The 18,933-nt window shown below is 51.0% G+C and carries 12 protein-coding genes; all 12 read left to right on the plus strand.

The features are described 5' to 3' along the window. The first annotated feature begins 12 nt into the window (after positions 1 to 12). The 12 genes from thrS to MHI43_RS13655 all read left to right on the plus strand — a co-directional run bounded on the left by thrS (position 13) and on the right by MHI43_RS13655 (position 18,851). Entirely contained in the window at positions 13 to 1,923 is a 1,911-nt protein-coding gene (gene thrS / locus MHI43_RS13600) for a threonine--tRNA ligase (protein WP_036663444.1), read from the plus strand. 132 nt (positions 1,924 to 2,055) lie between these two features. After that, a complete protein-coding gene (locus MHI43_RS13605; protein ID WP_036663443.1) occupies positions 2,056 to 2,565 on the plus strand; it encodes a ClbS/DfsB family four-helix bundle protein in 510 nt (169 codons plus the stop codon). Between the two features lie 222 nt (positions 2,566 to 2,787). Beyond that, a complete protein-coding gene (locus MHI43_RS13610; RefSeq protein ID WP_036663442.1) occupies positions 2,788 to 3,909 on the plus strand; it encodes a glycoside hydrolase family 88 protein in 1,122 nt (373 codons plus the stop codon). Further along, a complete protein-coding gene (locus tag MHI43_RS13615) occupies positions 3,899 to 6,067 on the plus strand; it encodes an alginate lyase family protein (RefSeq protein WP_036663441.1) in 2,169 nt (722 codons plus the stop codon). Before MHI43_RS13610 ends, MHI43_RS13615 begins: the two co-directional genes overlap by 11 nt. Positions 6,068 to 6,135: 68 nt before the next feature. Continuing rightward, the gene (locus tag MHI43_RS13620) at positions 6,136 to 7,860 is read left to right on the plus strand and encodes a histidine kinase (protein WP_036663440.1); all 1,725 of its coding nucleotides are present in this window, start codon (positions 6,136 to 6,138) and stop codon (positions 7,858 to 7,860) included. Between the two features lie 11 nt (positions 7,861 to 7,871). Next, the gene (locus MHI43_RS13625) at positions 7,872 to 9,446 is read left to right on the plus strand and encodes a helix-turn-helix domain-containing protein (RefSeq protein WP_341283269.1); all 1,575 of its coding nucleotides are present in this window, start codon (positions 7,872 to 7,874) and stop codon (positions 9,444 to 9,446) included. Positions 9,447 to 9,842: 396 nt separating this feature from the next. Further along, on the plus strand, positions 9,843 to 10,763 hold the full coding sequence (locus MHI43_RS13630; protein ID WP_036663439.1) for a sugar ABC transporter permease: 921 nt from the start codon (positions 9,843 to 9,845) through the stop codon (positions 10,761 to 10,763). A 12-nt stretch (positions 10,764 to 10,775) separates the two neighbouring features. Then, a complete protein-coding gene (locus MHI43_RS13635; RefSeq protein WP_081746320.1) occupies positions 10,776 to 11,618 on the plus strand; it encodes a carbohydrate ABC transporter permease in 843 nt (280 codons plus the stop codon). Between the two features lie 149 nt (positions 11,619 to 11,767). Continuing rightward, positions 11,768 to 13,150 carry an extracellular solute-binding protein gene (locus tag MHI43_RS13640; RefSeq protein ID WP_036663437.1) on the plus strand — a complete coding sequence of 461 codons (1,383 nt, stop codon included), beginning with the start codon at positions 11,768 to 11,770 and terminating at the stop codon, positions 13,148 to 13,150. Between the two features lie 122 nt (positions 13,151 to 13,272). After that, positions 13,273 to 15,624 carry a glycoside hydrolase family 95 protein gene (locus tag MHI43_RS13645; RefSeq protein ID WP_036663435.1) on the plus strand — a complete coding sequence of 784 codons (2,352 nt, stop codon included), beginning with the start codon at positions 13,273 to 13,275 and terminating at the stop codon, positions 15,622 to 15,624. Positions 15,625 to 15,696: 72 nt separating this feature from the next. After that, entirely contained in the window at positions 15,697 to 16,956 is a 1,260-nt protein-coding gene (locus MHI43_RS13650; protein ID WP_036663434.1) for an alpha-L-fucosidase, read from the plus strand. A 35-nt stretch (positions 16,957 to 16,991) separates the two neighbouring features. Further along, positions 16,992 to 18,851: a beta-galactosidase family protein gene (locus MHI43_RS13655; protein WP_036663433.1), complete on the plus strand. Its 1,860-nt coding sequence runs from the start codon at positions 16,992 to 16,994 to the stop codon at positions 18,849 to 18,851. The last annotated feature ends 82 nt before the right edge of the window (positions 18,852 to 18,933 follow it).

Below are 18,933 nucleotides of genomic sequence, written 5' to 3' on the forward strand. Positions count from 1 at the left end.
GGAGGGATCACCATGTCAATTGTAGTAACGCTGCAGGACGGAAGCAAGAAGGAGTATCCCGCACAAACGACGATGATCCAAATCGCGGAATCCATCCATTCAGGACTGAAGAAAAATGCAGTTGCAGCCAAAGTGGATGGCAAACTTGTGGATTTGAATCAAGAGCTTCGTGAAGATGCGGAAGTAAGCATCATTACACTGGATTCCGAGGACGGATTGTACGTATATCGGCACAGTACGGCCCATCTGATGGCTCAGGCCGTGAAACGGCTATACGGCAGTGAATCTGTTCATCTTGGGGTGGGACCGGTCATTGAGGATGGTTTTTATTACGATATGGATCTGGGGCATTCCATTACGGCCGATGACTTGATTACCATCGAACGAGAAATGCAGAAGATCGTTCAGGAAGACCTGCCGATCCTTCGCAAGGAAGTGGGGCGTAAGGAAGCTGAACGCATATTCCAAGATGATCCGTATAAAATGGAGCTTATTCGTGAACTACCGGAGGACGAGGTTATTTCGGTATATGAGCAGGGCGAGTTCGTTGACTTATGCAGAGGGCCGCATCTTCCATCCACGGGCAGAATCAAAGCGTTCAAATTAATGAGTGTGGCGGGTGCTTATTGGCGGGGGGACTCCGACAATAAAATGCTGCAGCGAATCTACGGAACGGCGTTTCCCAAGAAGTCGCAGCTAGATGAACATTTATTGCTGCTAGAAGAAGCCAAGAAACGGGATCATCGGAAGCTGGGAAAAGAGCTTGGCCTCTTTATGTTCTCGGAAGAAGCGCCCGGCATGCCCTTCTTTTTGCCGAACGGGATGATCATTCGCAATGAGCTGGAGCAATTCGCAAGAGGGCTTCAATTCCATCGCGATTACGATGAAGTGCGGACTCCGCTGATGATGAACAAGCGCCTGTGGGAAATGTCCGGTCACTGGGATCACTACAAAGACAATATGTATTTTACGCAAGTAGACGAGACGGAGTATGCGCTGAAGCCGATGAACTGTCCAGGGCATATGTTGGTCTACAAAAACTCGCTGCACTCCTACAGAGAGCTGCCCATTCGCATATCCGAATTCGGTCAGGTTCACCGCCATGAGTTCTCAGGCGCTCTTAACGGCATGATGCGGGTGCGCACGTTTTGTCAAGATGATGCGCATATTTTTGTAAGGCCCGATCAGATCCAGGAAGAAATCAAACAGGTTATCGATTTTATCAGCCGAGTGTATCAAGTCTTTGGCTTTGAATATACAATCGAGTTATCGACAAGACCGGAGGATTCCATGGGCTCCGAGGAACTATGGGAGCAAGCGGAGTCTTCGCTGCAGCAGGTACTGGATCAATTGGGACTGCCGTACCGGATTAATGAAGGGGATGGAGCGTTTTACGGACCCAAAATCGACTTTCATATCCTCGATTCCTTAAAGCGAAGCTGGCAGTGCGGCACCATCCAACTGGATTTCCAGTTCCCTGAAAAGTTCGATCTGTCCTATATTGGGGAAGATAATCAGAAGCATCGGCCGGTTGTCATTCACCGGGCGGTGTTTGGATCCATCGAACGTTTTATCGGGATCCTTACGGAGCATTATGGCGGGGCTTTTCCGATGTGGCTTGCTCCCGTACAAGTGATGATCATTCCGGTGTCAGATCACTATATCGATTATTCCTTGAAGGTGAAGAAGCGTCTGGAGAATGCCGGCATCCGGGTGAATGTCGATGTCCGAAATGAAAAGCTGGGTTATAAAATCCGTGAAGCGGGACTGTTGAAAACGCCTTACACGCTTGTCCTTGGCGAGAAGGAAATGAACTCCGATCACGTATCGGTTCGTAAACGGGGCGAGGGCGAGCTTGGCGAGATCGCGATAGATCAAGTCATTGAACGGCTTCGGAACGAGATAGAGGCAAAAGAATATTAATTCTTCGTTATGGCTGCGGCTTTCCGCATAGGGAGCGGGATGATCTTCGTCACCGTGTGCGACCCCAAATCATGGTATGATTTGGATGTGCCTGTTAAGCGGTACATGTTAATGATGAAGGAGAGAGTACCGTTGCAAACGTACCCGAGCAAAGAGGCTTTCATCGCTGAAATTCAACGAACGTATAAGCTGTTTGACCAAGAATTTGATGATGTCCCGGAGGATAAAAAGAATCATCGCATTGGCGAAGTCGACAGAACGCCGCAAGAAATGATCGCCTATCAGCTTGGTTGGCTGTCTCTCGTCATGAGCTGGGAGCGGGATGAACGAGCCGGCATCGAAGTTACGACGCCGGACCCTGACTATAAATGGAATCAATTGGGGGCGCTGTATCAGCGTTTCTACCAAGCGTATGACGGCTATTCTTTGGAAGAATTGCGTTTTATGCTGAAGCAGAGGACGGATGAATGGTGCGAATGGATCAACCGGTTGACCGAGGAAGAGTTGTTTCGTCCGGGCGTTCGAAAATGGACGATAACCAGCGCCAACTGGCCGATGTGGAAATGGCTGCACATCAATTCCGTCGCCCCTTTCAAAAGCTTCAGAACCAAGATCAGAAAGTGGAAAAAGTTCGTAGCGTAACGCTTTACCGCTTCAAGGGCAAAATGGACGATCCGAGGTAAACCTCGGATCATTTTTTTGGTTGGATTAAAGCAGAATGGGAAGGCTTGTTCCTTTTTTACCGCCTTACGGCTGCAAAAGTCAAAATAATGCACATCAAGGCAAAAATCGGCTCTACTAGAACCGGGCGACTCTCCTTATCATGAATCGTAATCAGGATCGATTTGAAGGGAGCAAGGTGTTATGTGGAGCAATGCGATTCAAGATGCCGTAGAGAAAATCCGGAAGAACATGGATGCCTTCGGGGCAAGATTTCCCCACGTCAGCAGGGACGGAGCTTATTTGCTGAATGACAATGACGACTGGACGAACGGCTTCTGGAGCGGCCTGCTCTGGCTGTGTTATGAATACACAGGCGACGAGGCCTTTAGATTGGGAGCAAAACGAACAGTGGAAGATTTTCGCCGCCGCTTTGCAGAAAAGAAGGTGCTTGATCATCACGATATCGGGTTCCTATATTCCTTGTCCTCGAAAGCGGAATGGATCGTCGAGAAGGACGAGACTGCCCGCCAGTTGACGCTTCAGGCTGCGGATCTGCTGCTGAAACGCTGGCGTCCAAGCGGAGGATATATTCAAGCCTGGGGTCCGGAAGGAGACGAACAGGAAGGCGGCCGCATCATTATCGATTGCTTGATGAATCTGCCGCTGCTGTTCTGGGCGGGACAGCAAACCGGAAAGTCCCAATATCGGGAAATTGCAATCATGCAGGCGGAGAAGACAAGGCGCTATCTCGTACGGGGAGACGACAGCTCATACCATACCTTTTTCTTCGATCCCCATACGGGGGAGCCGATCGGCGGTGCCACGCATCAAGGCTATACGAACGGTTCGACCTGGACGCGGGGACAAGCATGGGGGGTATATGGCTTCGCGCTGGCTTATCGATACACCGGAAATCATGCATACCTGGATACCTCCAAACGAATGGCCAGATATTTCCTAGAGCATTTACCGGAGGATCATGTCGCCCTTTGGGACTTTAACGTTCCCGTAACCGCAGAGACTTACCGCGACAGCTCGGCTTCCGCCATCGTGGCAGCGGGCTTGCTGGAACTGATTGGACATTTGGAGGAGGGGGATCCCGAAAGAGCCGGATTTGAACAAGGATTGAAGGATTCCATGACCTCGCTGGTCCGCCACTATTCCACGATCGGCCAAGAAGCGGAGGGTCTGCTGCAGCATGGCTCTTATCATGTGCGCGGCGGCTTGTCCCCGGATGATTTCATGATCTGGGGAGATTATTTTTACCTGGAAGCGTTAATTCGGCTGGAGACCGGCAGCAAGGGGTACTGGTATGAACGCTGATGCCATGGAAGCTTCGGCGAATGCTGTATTGGAGATTTTGAACCTGAAGGATCCCGCTATGGGTTCGATGCTGGATGCAGACGATCAAGGTCATCGGCACGATTTACTGTGTAAACTGCATCAATACTTCACCTGCCGGAGGACACCCGGATGGTGGATGAGCGGCGAGGATAAGCAGTATATCACCGATTACGTGAAGCAATATTGCGCAGATGAACTGGAAACCGTGATGAAGACGGCGGAAGAAGTGGTACAGCAGACGTTCCTGTTCCGTTTTCCGTGGGATATGGAACGGAGCCAAATTCCCGTTACATTTGAGGGAAGCGTGAATTGGTCCCATATTCCCGATCAAGACGCGGAGTGGGCTTACATGCTGAATCGCCACCGCTATTGGGTGGCGTTGGGACAAGCGTATGCAATGACAGGCGACGAGAAGTATGCGGAAGCGTTTTGCCGCCAGCTCGAAGACTGGATCGATCGGAATCCTGTCCCCGAAGAGCCGACGACGGATACGCTGACATGGCGACCAATCGAAGCTGGTCTGCGCAGCGCGAACTGGATCAAGGCACTTCGATACATGATCGGCAGTCCATCCCTGACTCCGCTGCTGCTCGGTAAAGCCCTGATTTCGCTTCACGAGCACGGGGAGTATCTGGCTGCTTCCTTCACCAGCTGGAAGCATATCAGCAACTGGGGTGTTCTGGAAACGTGCGGTTTATACCATATCGCACTGTACTTCCCCGAGTTTAAGAGCTCGGCACGATGGCGGGAACTAGGGGAAGAGAGACTGAAGGAGACGGCCCGGCTTCAGATCATGGTAGACGGCATTCACTGGGAGCAGTCGCCAACGTACCATCATGAGGTGCTGGCTTGTTATCTGGACTGCGTTCACCTCGCCAATCTCAACGGGTTGGAGCTTGACGGCCTATTCCGGCATAAGGTACGCGAGATGGCCGAAGCCTCCCTGTACTGGGCAAAGCCGAACCACAGGCAGCCGATGCTGGGAGACAGCGACGACAGCGATATCCGTTCCATTCTGACCTACGCCGCGTGGTTATTTGAGGATCCCGTTTTGCGCTTTGGCGGATATGCTCTGCCGGATTACGACCATGCCTGGCTGTTCGGCATGTCGGGCATCCGGGATTACGAAGCGATGGTGCCCGCGGAGCCGCCATCCCTAAGCCGAGCTTTTCCCCATTCCGGCCATTATACGATGCGAACGGGCTGGGGCGAAGATGCGCTGTACCTTTATTTTCACTGCGGTCCGCTCGGGGGTGGCCATGGTCACGCCGATATGCTGCACATGGATCTCCATGCGTACGGCCGGGATCTGCTCACCGATCTCGGAAGGTATAACTATAGCGACCATACACCGCTGAGAAAAGCTTTAAAGGAGAGTTCAGCCCATAATACTACGGTCGTCGACGGGATCGGGTTTACCGGGGTCAAGGATACCTGGTCTTTCGACCGGATTGCCGGGCCACTGGGCTGCAGATGGATCAGCAAGCCGGAGTTCGATTATGTCGAGGGGGCGCATGACGGCTATCTCTATGGGAGTGATCCGTTGTATCCGCGCAGAAGGATCATACTTATCAAGCCTTATTTTTGGCTGCTGATCGACAGCGTGGCTTGCCTTGAGCAGCATACCTTTACTCAGCATTTTCATTTTCCGCACCCGTCAGGAGAAGTCCGGATGGAAGGGGAGTCTTTGATTTGCCGCACAACCACCCTTGGGGAGGCGAATCTGTCCATTATCCCCGTAACTGCAGACGGCCTGCGTGGGGAAGTCGGCGAAGGCATGATTTCCCGCGAATATAACCTGCTGGAACTGAATGCGAATGCGGCTTACTCCCGAACCGGGAAAGGATGCATCAGCATCATGCAGGTGCTGTATCCTCATCGTCCAGGCGATACGGCCTTGCCGCGAGTCCGTAAAGTGCCTGTATATCGCCATACGGGCGAACGGGTTCATGACGGGCAAGCGGAAGCATGCGGGATTCAGCTGCCGGGTATGGAAGAAGAGTTTATTCTCGTTGTTAGTCACCGTGCGCCGTCCGGTCATTATGACTCTTATGTGGTGGAGGGCATGCAGATCTTCGGAGAGGTTGTGCTGATGACCCTTCAAGGCAGAAATAAGCAAGCAACTGTCATCATTTAATGAATGCCGCCAGCACAAAGGACTGATAGAATAAAGAGGACTAGAGCATAAGAAAGGCGCAGAGAAAAATGTTCAAATTCACCTTCTACAAACGCATTCAGCTGTCTTTCCTTTTGCTGATCTTTATTCCGCTGATCGCGGTTTCTATCATTTCGTTTGTGCTGATCCGAAATACGATGGAAGAGAAGCTGCAGCTCAGCAACGAGAATGTCCTGAACGTCATGACCGATGAGCTGAGCAAGACGATTGACGATGTCACGTTTGCCTCCCATTTTATCGTGAACGATACGAATGTTCGCAATATCCTGAAGTCATTTGCAGACACCAAACGGCTGGCTACTTATCAGGATTATGTGCATTTCAGACAAATACAGGACGTGTTCTCCCTGATCAATTCGAAGCCGCTGAATAATAACGTTCGTATGTACCTGGTCAACCGTCAGCACTTCGTCATCTCTTCCGGCACGGAGGATTTGACCGCAATCAACGGAAGCCTCGACAAGCTGATGGAGCGCGTCGATCTCAGTAAACCTGAAACCCTGCAATGGCTTGGGATGGCCGGCGGCGACTCGGCAGGAAACGGAAAAAGCTATTATATAGCCAGGGTCATCTATGACAGCCGCGAGAAGAGGCAAGTGTCCGTATTGCTCAGCGGCATTTCCGATACGTACTTCAACAAGCTGCTGGGTACGATCGACTTTGGCAAGGTGGCGCTCTTTGACGCTAACGGGGAATACATCGCAGGCCATACCGGGCTGATTCGGCATCATACGGAAACCAAGGGCAGCGTCCGAACGGATAGAACCATATTGAAATCGAACTGGAAGCTGGCTTACGAGGCCTCGGAGAAAGAGTGGTCGGGGCAGATCTCCAGGACTTTTTATACCGGTCTTGCCGGTGTTCTTCTGCTGTTTCTGGTGTTCTCCGGGATGTCCATCCTAATGGCCAAGAGGCTCCACAGTCCGATTCACAAGCTGCAGCGGGTGGTACGCCAGTTCGGGATGGGAAACCTGGATGTCAGACTGGAGGTCAAGGGCAAAGATGATATCGCCGAATTGGGGCAGACCCTGAATACGATGCTCGATCAATTGCAGCGGCTGATTCACGATATCGAACAGGAGCAGGAACAGAAACGGGTGATGGAGCTCGAAGCCTTGTTTATGCAAATCCGCCCCCATTTTTTGATCAACACGCTGAATTCGATCAAATGCAGCCTGATCTTGACGAAGGATACGCTTCATAGCGGCATTATCGATTCCCTGATGAGTTTGCTCCGAGCTTATCTCAAGGTTAATGAGCCGGCCACTTTACGCGAGGAATGCAAGCTGCTGGGCCATTATGTCGACATTATGAAAATCCGCAACGAAATCCCGCTTCGTTTAGAGGTCGACCTGGAACCGGAAACCGAGGGGCTTATTTTGCCCAAACTCATTTTGCAGCCTATCGTTGAGAATGCCATCGTCCACGGGCTTGTCGACCATCAGACTCCACGCATTGAGATCCGTTCCCGAAGCAGCCTGGACGGGATTAGGATTGAGATTACAAACAACGGTACAGGGGCCGATGAAGAACTGCTCCAATGCCTTAACCGCAGGCTGGGTAAACCAAGCGAAGAGCAGGACGGAGCCTATGAGAGAGTTGGTCTGATGAACGTGGTCCAAAGACTCCGATTGACCTTCGGACCGGAAGCGAGTTTGACGCTCGCCAACCTTCCGGATGGCGGAATGTCTGTTACGCTGTACTTGCCCTTAAGTCATCATCATGGGTTTTTGCCGGAGGGAGAGGAAGAATGATGTATAGAGTAATGCTTATCGACGATGACGTTCCCATGCTCAAGGTATTGCAGCAGATGATTGACTGGGAGGCAAACAATCTGCAGATTGCCGGCAGTACGTATTCCAGCGCGAAAGCGCTGCTTATGTTTGAGGATGTGAGGCCGGACATCGTCATTACGGATATCGGGCTGCCGCAAAAAAACGGCATGGAGCTGGCAGAACATTTTATTCGCATGAAGCCGGAGGTTCGGATTATCTTCCTGACCTGCCATGAAGATTTTCATTATGCCCAGCAAGCCGTAAAACTGCAAGCAGACGACTATTTGATCAAAGACCAGCTGACGGCCGAGCAGCTGGAAGAGAGCCTTGGCAAATCCATGCATTTATTAAAAACGCGGGCCGGTCTGATTCATCGCGAGGCGGCGAGTTACAACAGCCAGCTCTTTCGGCAGGATTTGCTGCAAAGGGTAATCAATGGCTCGCCTTCCGAGTCCACTTTGGCTTATGCGGGGCAGATCGGCATCTCCTGGACGTATCCGTGGTTTATGCTGGGACTGGTCAGCATTCGGCTCTCCAGCTTTGATCAGCGTTTCAGAAAAACGGAGCTGCCGCTGATTTTATACGCAGTCTATAATATCGCGATGGAATTGTCGGAATCGTTTGAAGGGATTACGCCGTTCATGGAACAGGGGAACATTGTGATTCTGCATAACTTCAGGGTGAATCTCGCACGGAATGCCAGTTTGCATCTGCACAATTATTTGCAGCAGCTGCGATATCAATGCGTCCACTTTCTCAAAATTCAACCGAACGTTATCGCGGTAACGGACAAAATGGAATTAAACTCGATCGGCTCCATCTATCAGGAAATCCTGCACGGCAGGTGCGAATTTTACGAAAATACCGATTATACGATAACCGAGGTTTCTCAAATCCGATCAAGGTGGTTCCAATCCGCGCCTCAAGGGTTTCTTGACGGCTACGTATCCGAGCTGGAACGGAAACTCATCAAGCAGGACCTAGAAGGTATACGTTGCACGCTTCAGAAGATCGCCGGTACAGCAAAAGAACTGTCTATTGATCCAGGAGACTTTGCCAGGGATTTGTCTTCCATGCTTCGCGGCATCGAATTGATGATGTCCAGTCTCAAATTCGATGAGGATCTATTCGCCTATCTTGCTTTAGCCCGCACCTTGGATGATATGATGGAACTGGTGGAGAGAAAGCTGACCCAAATGACGGGAACCCGGCAAGCGGGGGCGGGAAACCACGCTCATGAGCCGAAGCTGCAGGTGATCCAGCAGTATATCGATCAGCATCTTGACGATAACATCACGTCGATCGACATGGCACGCTATCTGTTTTTGAATCCGAGCTATTTTTCGCGATATTTCAAACGGATGACGGGACTGACCTTTACGGATTACGTGCATCAGTACAAAATGAAGATGGCCACCAAAATGCTCAGAATGTCCGGACAAAATCTGGAGTCGTTGGCCATGGGTTTAGGTTATTCGGACCGGACGTATTTTTCAAAAGTGTTTAAAAAATACGTGGGAACCACGCCGAGCGAATACAAAGCGAAGTACACCGCGCGTAAATAAGAGGACCGATAACATTCTATTACTTATACCGAAGCATGCCGCCCGGCAAGGGCGGCTTTTTATGATTTTAGGATGTAGGAGTTTTCAGCAAAGCGCAAGGCATAAATGTATCTGGAATAAGCATCGAAGCATAGGCTCCACTTTGTGGGGCATTTTGTTTTGGGGTCCCCGGAAAGTATCTGGAATCAGCATCGAAGCGTAGGCTCCACTTTGTGGGGCTTTTTATTTTTTGGGGTCCCCGCAAAGTATGTGGAATAACCATCGAAGCATAGGCTCCACTTTGTGGGGCTATTTATAGGTCAAAATCTTGCACATGGCTGGTCATAATCCCTCCTTCTTGCCGATGGCGGATGTATTACTATAATGACAACTTACAAATTGTCGAGGTGATGCTGCATGGAGGCTGTACAACAACCAGTGCCCAAGAGCCGGCGGAAGTTTTGGACTCCCAAGCGGAAAGAGGCTTTGATCGGGTGGCTGTTTTTGGCCCCGGAAATCGTCGGGATGCTGCTATTAAACGTATTTGCCCTTGGGTTTTCTTTGTATTTGAGTTTATCCGATTGGGATATGCTGTCGGGAGTCCAGGGCATCGAATTTACCGGACTGGATAACTACATCAAGATGTTTAATGATCCGACCATCATTCAAGCGATCAAGAACAATTTGATCTATATGGTGCTTACGGTGCCGATCCCGATTGCGATCGCGCTGGTGCTTTCGGTCTTGATCCACAACAGCGTGTTTTTCAAGAGTTATTTTAAAGTCGCGTTCTTTATTCCTTACATCTCTTCAATCATTGCGGTTGCTGCCGTGTGGAGCGCATTATTCCACCCCTCGCTGGGACCGATCAACCAGTTTCTGATGGAGATCGGGATCAGCAGTCCGCCGAAATGGCTGGTCGATCCGAAAACGTCGCTCTTGGCGATTTCGATTATCAGTTCCTGGGCGGGGTTGGGCTACACGATCATTATCTATATGGCCGGGCTCACGAACATTTCGAATGAAATTTACGAAGCCGCGGATATCGACGGCGCCGGTGCGATGAAAAAGTTTTTTGCGATCACGGTTCCGATGCTTCGTCCAACGACCTTCTTCCTGTTGATCACGATGTTGATCGGCTCGTTTAAAGTGTTCGACATCATTGCCTTTCTAACGGAAGGCGGCCCGAACAATTCTTCTACCGTGCTTGTATTCCGCATCTATGAGGAAGGCTTTAAATACTACAACATGGGATACGCTTCGGCCATTTCCTGGCTGCTGTTCGCGATTATCGGCCTGATTACCGCGCTCACCTGGAAAATGAGAAATGAAGAATAAGGAGGGAGAGGAATGTATATGCAGCTGCTTCGAAAAAACATGTCCAAAGTGGTAACCACCGTTATCATGGGGGCTTTGTCCATCGTGTTTCTCGTTCCGCTCATCTGGATGATTTCCGCGGCTTTCAAATATGAGAAGGATGTTATGCGTTTTCCAATTCAGTGGATATCCGAGAAGGTGAATTTGGCCTATAATTTCAAGATGGTCTGGATGGGAAGAGTCCCCTTCTATGATTTCTATTTCAATTCTTTTAAAATAGCGATTATTACGACCTTAATCACGCTGATCATCTCATCCATGGCAGCCTATGCGCTGACGAAGATCCGATTCAAAGGACGGAATCTCGTCTTTATGGCCTTGCTCTCGTTCATGATCATTCCGGATCAGGCAACGCTGATTCCGCGATTTCTGCTGATTCGCTGGTTTGGTCTTTACAATACGCATGCGGCCATCATCTTCATGAGCATGTTCTCGATCTACTTCACGTTCCTGCTGCGCCAATTTATGATCGGGATCAGCGATGAATATTTGGAAGCGGCCAGAATTGACGGAGCGGGCCATCTGCGGACATTTGCTTCCATTATGGTGCCGCTGTGCAAGCCTGTGCTGGCGACGGTTGCGATCATTAAATTCATTTGGACCTGGAACGATTACCAGAATCCATTGATCTTCTTGCTGGACAAGGACTTATACACCATTCCGCTGGGGATGACGCTGTTCCGCGATGACTATACCAACAACTATGCCATTATGATGATGGCGGCGGTATCGGCGATCATTCCGCTGGTCATTGTGTTCATCGCTTTGCAGAAGCAGGTCATAAACGGCATTGCTTTAGGCGGGGTTAAAGGCTGATACGAAGTATAACGTCAACAATCAGAAGTTACCGGAAAGTCAAAAATGTAATCCTAGAACCTCAAAATTGTGCACTTGGTCGGCCAAGCCACTGCCTATAATGAACATGAAAGCGCATCAACTAATTTATCTGTGCAGGGGGAAGTAAGATGAAGAAAAAAAGCAAACACAGATTATCCGTCATTCTTAGCACGATTCTGGCGAGCACCCTGGTATTAAGCGGCTGCGGGAATTCCGGGTCGGAAACGGGCGCCGGCAGCAACGGTGGAAGCGGTCAGACGGACAAGCAGGTTACCGTCAAGTATTACAACTGGGATAACGAAGCACAACAGGCAGGTACGGACGCCATGCTCCAGGAATTTATGGATCAGAATCCGAATATCAAGGTTGAACACGTGGTTCTGGTTCCGGGGGATTCCGTGGAGATGCTGAAAAAACTTGATTTCCTGATCTCTTCCGGCGAAGCGATCGACGTAATACAATTCCCGAGCTTGGGCGGAGTTCTCGAACGGGCGACGCGCGGAGCCCTTGCTCCCCTGAACGAGTTCTATGAGCAGGAAAGCCTGGTTCCGGAAGACGAGTATTTTGTAAATGCCAAGGTAGACGACAAGTATTATGGCATGCAGTACACCAAGAGCATGAACTATGTGATGCTCAACAAGGATGCTCTGGATGAAGCGGGACTTGAGGTTCCGAAATTCGGCTGGACGTGGGATGATTACCGGGAATATTCCAAGAAGCTGACCAAGGGCGAAGGCGTTGACAAGCGTTACGGGTCTTACTTCCATACGTGGGAGCTTTATATGAACGCTCCGGCGCAAACCATGATGAAAGATCCGTTCGTATATGAGGACGGAACGACCATTCTATCCGACCCGACTTACAAATACTTCTTCCAGCTTCGCAAAGATATGGAGGAGACGGATAAGTCGGCCAAGCCTTACAGTGACGTGCTTGCCGCGAAGCTGAACTACCGTACTGAATTTTTTAATGAAGAAGCCGCTATGATTCTTACAGGCAACTTCACGATCGCGGACCCGGGCAATACCGAGCAATATCCGCATGATTTCAAAACAGCCTTCGCTCCGGTGCCTGTGCCGCCTGCTGGCTGGGAGCCTAAAGAGTATGAAGGTAAATATTTCACCAGCGGCAGTATGCTGGCGATGGGCGCCAATTCCGCCAACAAGGAAGCTTCCTTTAAGCTTATGAGATTCATGACCACAGCCGATTCGGACAACAGACTTGAGTTTTCTGGCTACAAGAAGGCGAATAATGAAGAATTGCTGACGAAGCTGGTTGCAGGTAAAGAGGATAAGTACGATATGGACTCCTTGAAATATACGCTGTTCAGCGATGAGATCCAGTATCTGGATGCAGCCAAAGTCATGATGACGGCTACCTCGGAATTGACCAAGATCATTGATGACGGATTTGCGAAATTCATGCTCAGCAACGAGCCGATTGATGAGGTTCAACAATGGATGGTTGATGAGGCTACAAAAATTATTAACGAAAAAGGCGTTGTTAAATAATCGGTCCGGATGGAATCCAAAAAGGTTGATGCTTAGCTATTGATTGGAAGGGCTGTCTTCAGTAATCATTCATCTGAGGCAGCCCTTATTCTGTTGAGATACTCAAAAATAGGAGCAGAGCGATGATCAACGAAACGAGAAAGCTTGTGGAACGACGGCCTGCGCAGGCCTGGACGGAGGCTTTTCCCGTCGGCAACGGGAGACTCGGAGCGATGGTATTTGGCGGTGTGTCCACCGAGCGGATCGGTTTGAATGAAGATTCGGTATGGTACGGCGGACCGAAGCAGCATGACAATCCAGAAGCGATAGAAAAGCTGGATGATATCCGATCACTTCTTCGCTGTGGGGAACTGAGAGAGGCGGAACAGCTGGCGCTTACCCATTTTACGAATGCTCCGCCATACTTTGGACCTTACCAGCCGCTCGGAGATCTGCTGCTTCAGTTCAAGTCCGGCACGTCCGAAGTGAATCATTACAGGCGGGAGCTGAATCTGAGGACGGGCGTTGCTTCCGTAAGCTGGGAAGAGAACGGCATTCTCTATGAACGGGAAGTCTTTGCTAGTGCTGTTCATCAAGTGCTTGTCGTTCGTATTTCCGCATCGGAACCTGCAGCGATTCATTTATCAGCCCGGTTAAGCAGGCGGCCCTTCGATGGAAACATTAATCGGGAAAATGAACGTACATTGGCGATGGAGGGCATATGTGGGCCGGATGGTGTTACATACGCGACAGTGCTTCAAGCCCATACGATCGGCGGCAAGTGTCACACGGTTGGCAATTACCTCGATATCCAGTCTGCCGATGCCGTTACCTTGCTGCTCGCCGCTCAGACATCGTTTCGCTGTGACGATCCGTACCGGGAGGCGCTGCGACAAGCGGAATCCGCTGTTTTGCTTCCATATGCCTCTTTGCTGGAAGAGCATATAACTGATCATTGCGCTTTATTGGAGCGAGTAAGTCTGGAAATCGAAGCGGCCGATACATGGAAAGCTCCGGTATCGGAGGAGAGTGCTTCCGAGGCAGAAGCTGCAGCTGTGGATAGACCTACTTCGGAGAGATTACAGCTTTATCGGCAAGGGGGGAATGATCCTGGGCTTGAGGCATTGTTCTATCAATATGGACGTTACTTGATGATGGCAAGCTCGAGACCGGGAAGTTTACCTGCCAATTTGCAGGGAATCTGGAATGAAAGCTTCACGCCCCCTTGGGAGAGTGATTATCATCTGAACATTAATTTGCAGATGAACTATTGGATTGCCGAGACAGGCAATTTGCCGGAATGCCACGAGCCATTGTTCGATTTTATCGATCGTTTGGTCATCAACGGGCGGAAGACCGCGGCATCTCTGTACGGGGCGAGGGGCTTTACCGCGCACGCTTCATCGAATCTGTGGGCAGAAAGCGGCTTGTTTGGAGCATGGACACCCGCTATTTTCTGGCCGATGGGCGGGGCTTGGCTGGCCCTGCATTTATGGGAGCATTACCGCTATAATCTGTCAGAGTCTTTCCTGAGTGAACGGGCTTATCCAGTACTGAAGGAGGCCTCCTTGTTCTTTCTTGATTTTCTTGTTTTTGATGAGAACGGCAGTCTGGTGACTTCGCCTTCGCTCTCACCGGAGAACAGTTATATTAACGAGAAAGGACAGATCGGTTCCTTATCCTCCGGTCCTTCGATGGACTCGCAAATGATATATGCATTATTAACCGCTTGTATTGAAGCAGCGGAGATTCTGGGGCTGGATGAGGAATGGAGCAGACAATGGATGGATACGCGGGCGAAGCTTCCTCAGCCCCAAATCGGCCGATACGGACAGGTCATGGAATGGGCTGTTGATTATGAAGAGTTTGAGCCGGGCCATCGTCATATCTCACATTTATTCGCTCTGCATCCCGGAGAACAGATTATTCCTCATCGAATGCCCGAGCTGGGAGAGGCTGCCAGGGTAACGTTGGAACGGCGCCTGAAGTATGGGGGAGGACATACCGGCTGGAGCCAAGCGTGGATCGCGAATTTTTGGACTCGACTTGGCGAGGGAGAGAAAGCGCATGACAGTCTTCGCGAACTGCTGGCCAAGGCCGTACATCCGAATTTGTTCGGTGACCACCCCCCTTTTCAAATCGATGCCAATTTCGGCGGAGCAGCCGCGATCCAGGAGATGCTGCTGCAATCCCATGGCGGCGAAATTCGTTTGCTTCCCGCTCTGCCGTCCTCATGGGCAAGTGGTTCGGTGAAGGGACTTCGTGCTAGAGGCGGTTATACAGTGAATATCTGGTGGAAGGAAGGCAAGCTTGAAGCGGCTGAGATATATTCTGGGCATTTTCGGGATTGTGTTTTATTTAGCGGGTACCCGCTTGTAATTCTTGATTCCACTAATGTTCCTGTACCAATAACATGCTTAAGATCCGCCTCGGGTTATCAATATACGTTTGCGGCAGAGAAGGAAGAGACCTATCAGATTGTATTAAGAAGATAATGAACCGTGTCATTGCTGTGTTGAAACCAAGTTTCATATTGCAGCATAACTCACGTGAGGGAGTGAAAAGAGATGAATCATGATTTGAAGCAACATGCGGATAATCTTGTTGCTTTGCCGACTCCAGAGCAGCTAGCCTGGCAGGACCTGGAGCTCGGGATGTTCTGTCATTTCGGTATCAATACGTTCTGCAACCAGGAATGGGGGGAAGGCAAGGATGCTCCGTCTTTGTTTAATCCGGACCGACTGGATGCCAAACAGTGGGTCCGATCCGCGAAGGAAGCCGGATTCCGTTATTTCATATTGACGGCCAAGCACCATGACGGCTTTTGCCTGTGGCCGACAGCGACGACGGACTACTCCGTAGCCTCGAGTCCGTGGAGGGAAGGTCGGGGCGATGTCGTTAAAGAATGCGCGGATACATGCCGGGAAGAGGGCATCGGCTTCGGTATTTATGTATCCCCTTGGGACAGGCACGAGCCGAGTTATGGCGACCCGCAACAGTATGATGACTTTTACTGCAGGCAATTGGAGGAACTCTTATCGGGCTATGGCCCGTTAGTGGAAATTTGGTTTGATGGCGCGGGGTCGGAAGGCCGCGAATATGACTGGCCTCGAATCATGGAACTGGTCAAACGATATCAGCCCCGTGCCATGATCTTTAACATGGGGGCTCCTACGATTCGTTGGGTCGGCAATGAGGACGGCGTGGCGCCGTATCCTTGCTGGAACACTGCCGATTCTTCGCGGGGCAGCATGTTCAGTGAGGAATCGCTGAAATGGCTGCCGGAGACGCCGGGCTGGGTGCCCGCGGAATGCGATGTTCCGATTCGAAAAGACCGCTGGTTCTGGCATCCGGACGAAGAACACTTGCTGTTGTCCGTAGATCAGTTAATGGACATCTACTATCGATCGGTCGGACATGGGGCGACCTTGCTGCTCAACGTCGCGCCTGACCATCATGGCCTGCTTCCGGAAGCCGATGTACGACGTCTTCTGGAATTCGGCAGAGAGATCAAGTCTCGATTTAGTCATGCCCTGGCTGAAAGCTCGGGATCGGGCGAGGTCGTTGAATTGTCTCTTCCTAGCGCATGCGTGATCGATCATGTTGTTGTTATGGAGGACATTGCTTACGGGGAACGGGTAAGTCAATATGTGCTGGACGCCTTCGTCGATGGAGAGTGGCTTGAGCTTACACGCGGCAGCGCGATCGGACACAAGAAAATCGATGCCTTCGCTCCGGTATCTGCCGTGAAGGTGCGTTTACGGGTCCTGAAATCGGCGGCAAGCCCGAGAATCAAAAACATGGCGGTTTATCATTGCGGGCAATAAGCCTTGGATTTTTACATGAGGTGGAGGGAAGCTGAATGGGAATGCTGACATGGGAGAACGGACAATACTTGTTGGACGGACAGCCGTACCGGATCATATCGGGAGCGATTCACTATTTTCGTGTCGTCCCTGAATATTGGGAGGACAGGCTATTAAAATTAAAGGCCTGCGGCTTTAATACCGTTGAAACTTATATCGCATGGAATGTGCACGAACCCCAGGAGGGGGAATTTAACTTTAGCGGTATGGCAGACGTCGCATCGTTTATCGAAATGGCCGGGAAACTGGGCCTGCACGTCATCGTCAGACCCAGCCCGTTCATCTGTGCGGAATGGGAATTTGGTGGGTTGCCGGGCTGGCTGCTTGGTTATGGAGAAATACGGCTTCGCTGCAGCGACCCGCTCTATTTGAGCAAAGTGGATCATTATTACGATGAGCTGATCCCCCAATTGGTTCCGCTGCTATCCACGCACGGGGGGCCGATTCTGGCTGTTCAGGTTGAAAATGAATACGGCAGTTACGGCAACGATCACGCTTATCTGGAGTATTTACGCGAAGGACTGGTGCGGCGCGGCGTCGACGTGCTTCTCTTTACTTCCGACGGGCCAACCGACGAAATGCTGCTCGGTGGGACGCTTAGCGATGTGCACGCAACTGTGAATTTTGGTTCCCGGGTTGAAGAATCCTTCCGCAAATACCGGGAATATCGTGCGGAAGAGCCGCTGATGGTGATGGAGTTTTGGAACGGCTGGTTTGATCACTGGATGGAGGACCATCACGTGCGGGATGCCGCGGATGTCGCCGGCGTACTGGATGAAATGCTGGAGATGGGCTCCTCGATGAATATGTACATGTTCCACGGGGGAACCAATTTCGGCTTTTACAGTGGAGCGAATCACATCCAGGCCTATGAGCCTACGACGACAAGCTACGACTATGATGCCCCTTTGACGGAATGGGGGGATAAAACGGAGAAATACGAGGCGGTCCGGAGGGTGCTCAGCAAGCATGGGTTTGCGCCGGGGTGTGCCTTCCCTGAGCCCGTTCCAAAAGCAGCCTACGGAAAGGTTGCCATGTCTGAAATGGCCGGCCTGTTTACGGAAACCAATCTCCAGCAATTGTCAGAGCCGATAAAAAGCGTGTGCATTCAGCCGATGGAAAAATGCGGACAGTCCTATGGTTTTATAATGTACAGCACATTTATCCAGGGACCGCGGCACGGTCAGCAGCTGCATATTCAGGAGGTTCGTGATCGCGCCCAGGTATTCCTGGACGGTCGCCCGCTTGGGGTCGTCGAACGCTGGAATTCAAAACCGCTGGATATTACCGTACCCGCAGACGGAGCGAGGCTGGATATTCTCGTCGAGAATATGGGCCGGATCAATTATGGGCCGCTGATTCGCGATCCCAAGGGAATCACGGAAGGCGTGAGAATCGATAACCAGTTCCTGTACGACTGGACGATCCGGACCCTGCCGCTCGAGCCGGAGAAAATGTCATCGCTCACGTATACGCCGGTTACGCAGGAAGGGCAGGCGCGGCAAGAAGAACCGTCCATGCCGGAGAGGGGCGACGCGGGTCTGCCAGGGTTTTACCGTGGATGCTTCGAGGTGGAAGAGATCGGAGATACGTTTCTTCGCTTTGATGGTTGGACGAAGGGCGTCGCCTGGATCAATGGCTTTAATCTCGGCCGGTACTGGAAGGCGGGACCGCAGAAGGCACTATATATTCCCGGACCTTTACTGCGCAAAGGGGAAAACGAGTTGGTTCTTTTTGAACTGCACGGCCGTCCCGAATGCTGCGAAGCAGAACTGTCAGATCAACCGGACCTTGGACAGACCGCGGCAGTGGACGAAGCTGTGCTTAATTTCGTTCAAGAGGGAGAAGACAAGTAGCTCATAGCGACAGGATAATTTCAGTTCATCGTGTTAAAAAAGCCGGCCAGAGAGAATCTCTGGCCGGCTTTTTTTGTTAGAT

Source organism: Paenibacillus sp. FSL H8-0457 (genome assembly GCF_038051935.1).
Lineage (GTDB): Bacteria > Bacillota > Bacilli > Paenibacillales > Paenibacillaceae > Paenibacillus_AQ > Paenibacillus_AQ lautus_A.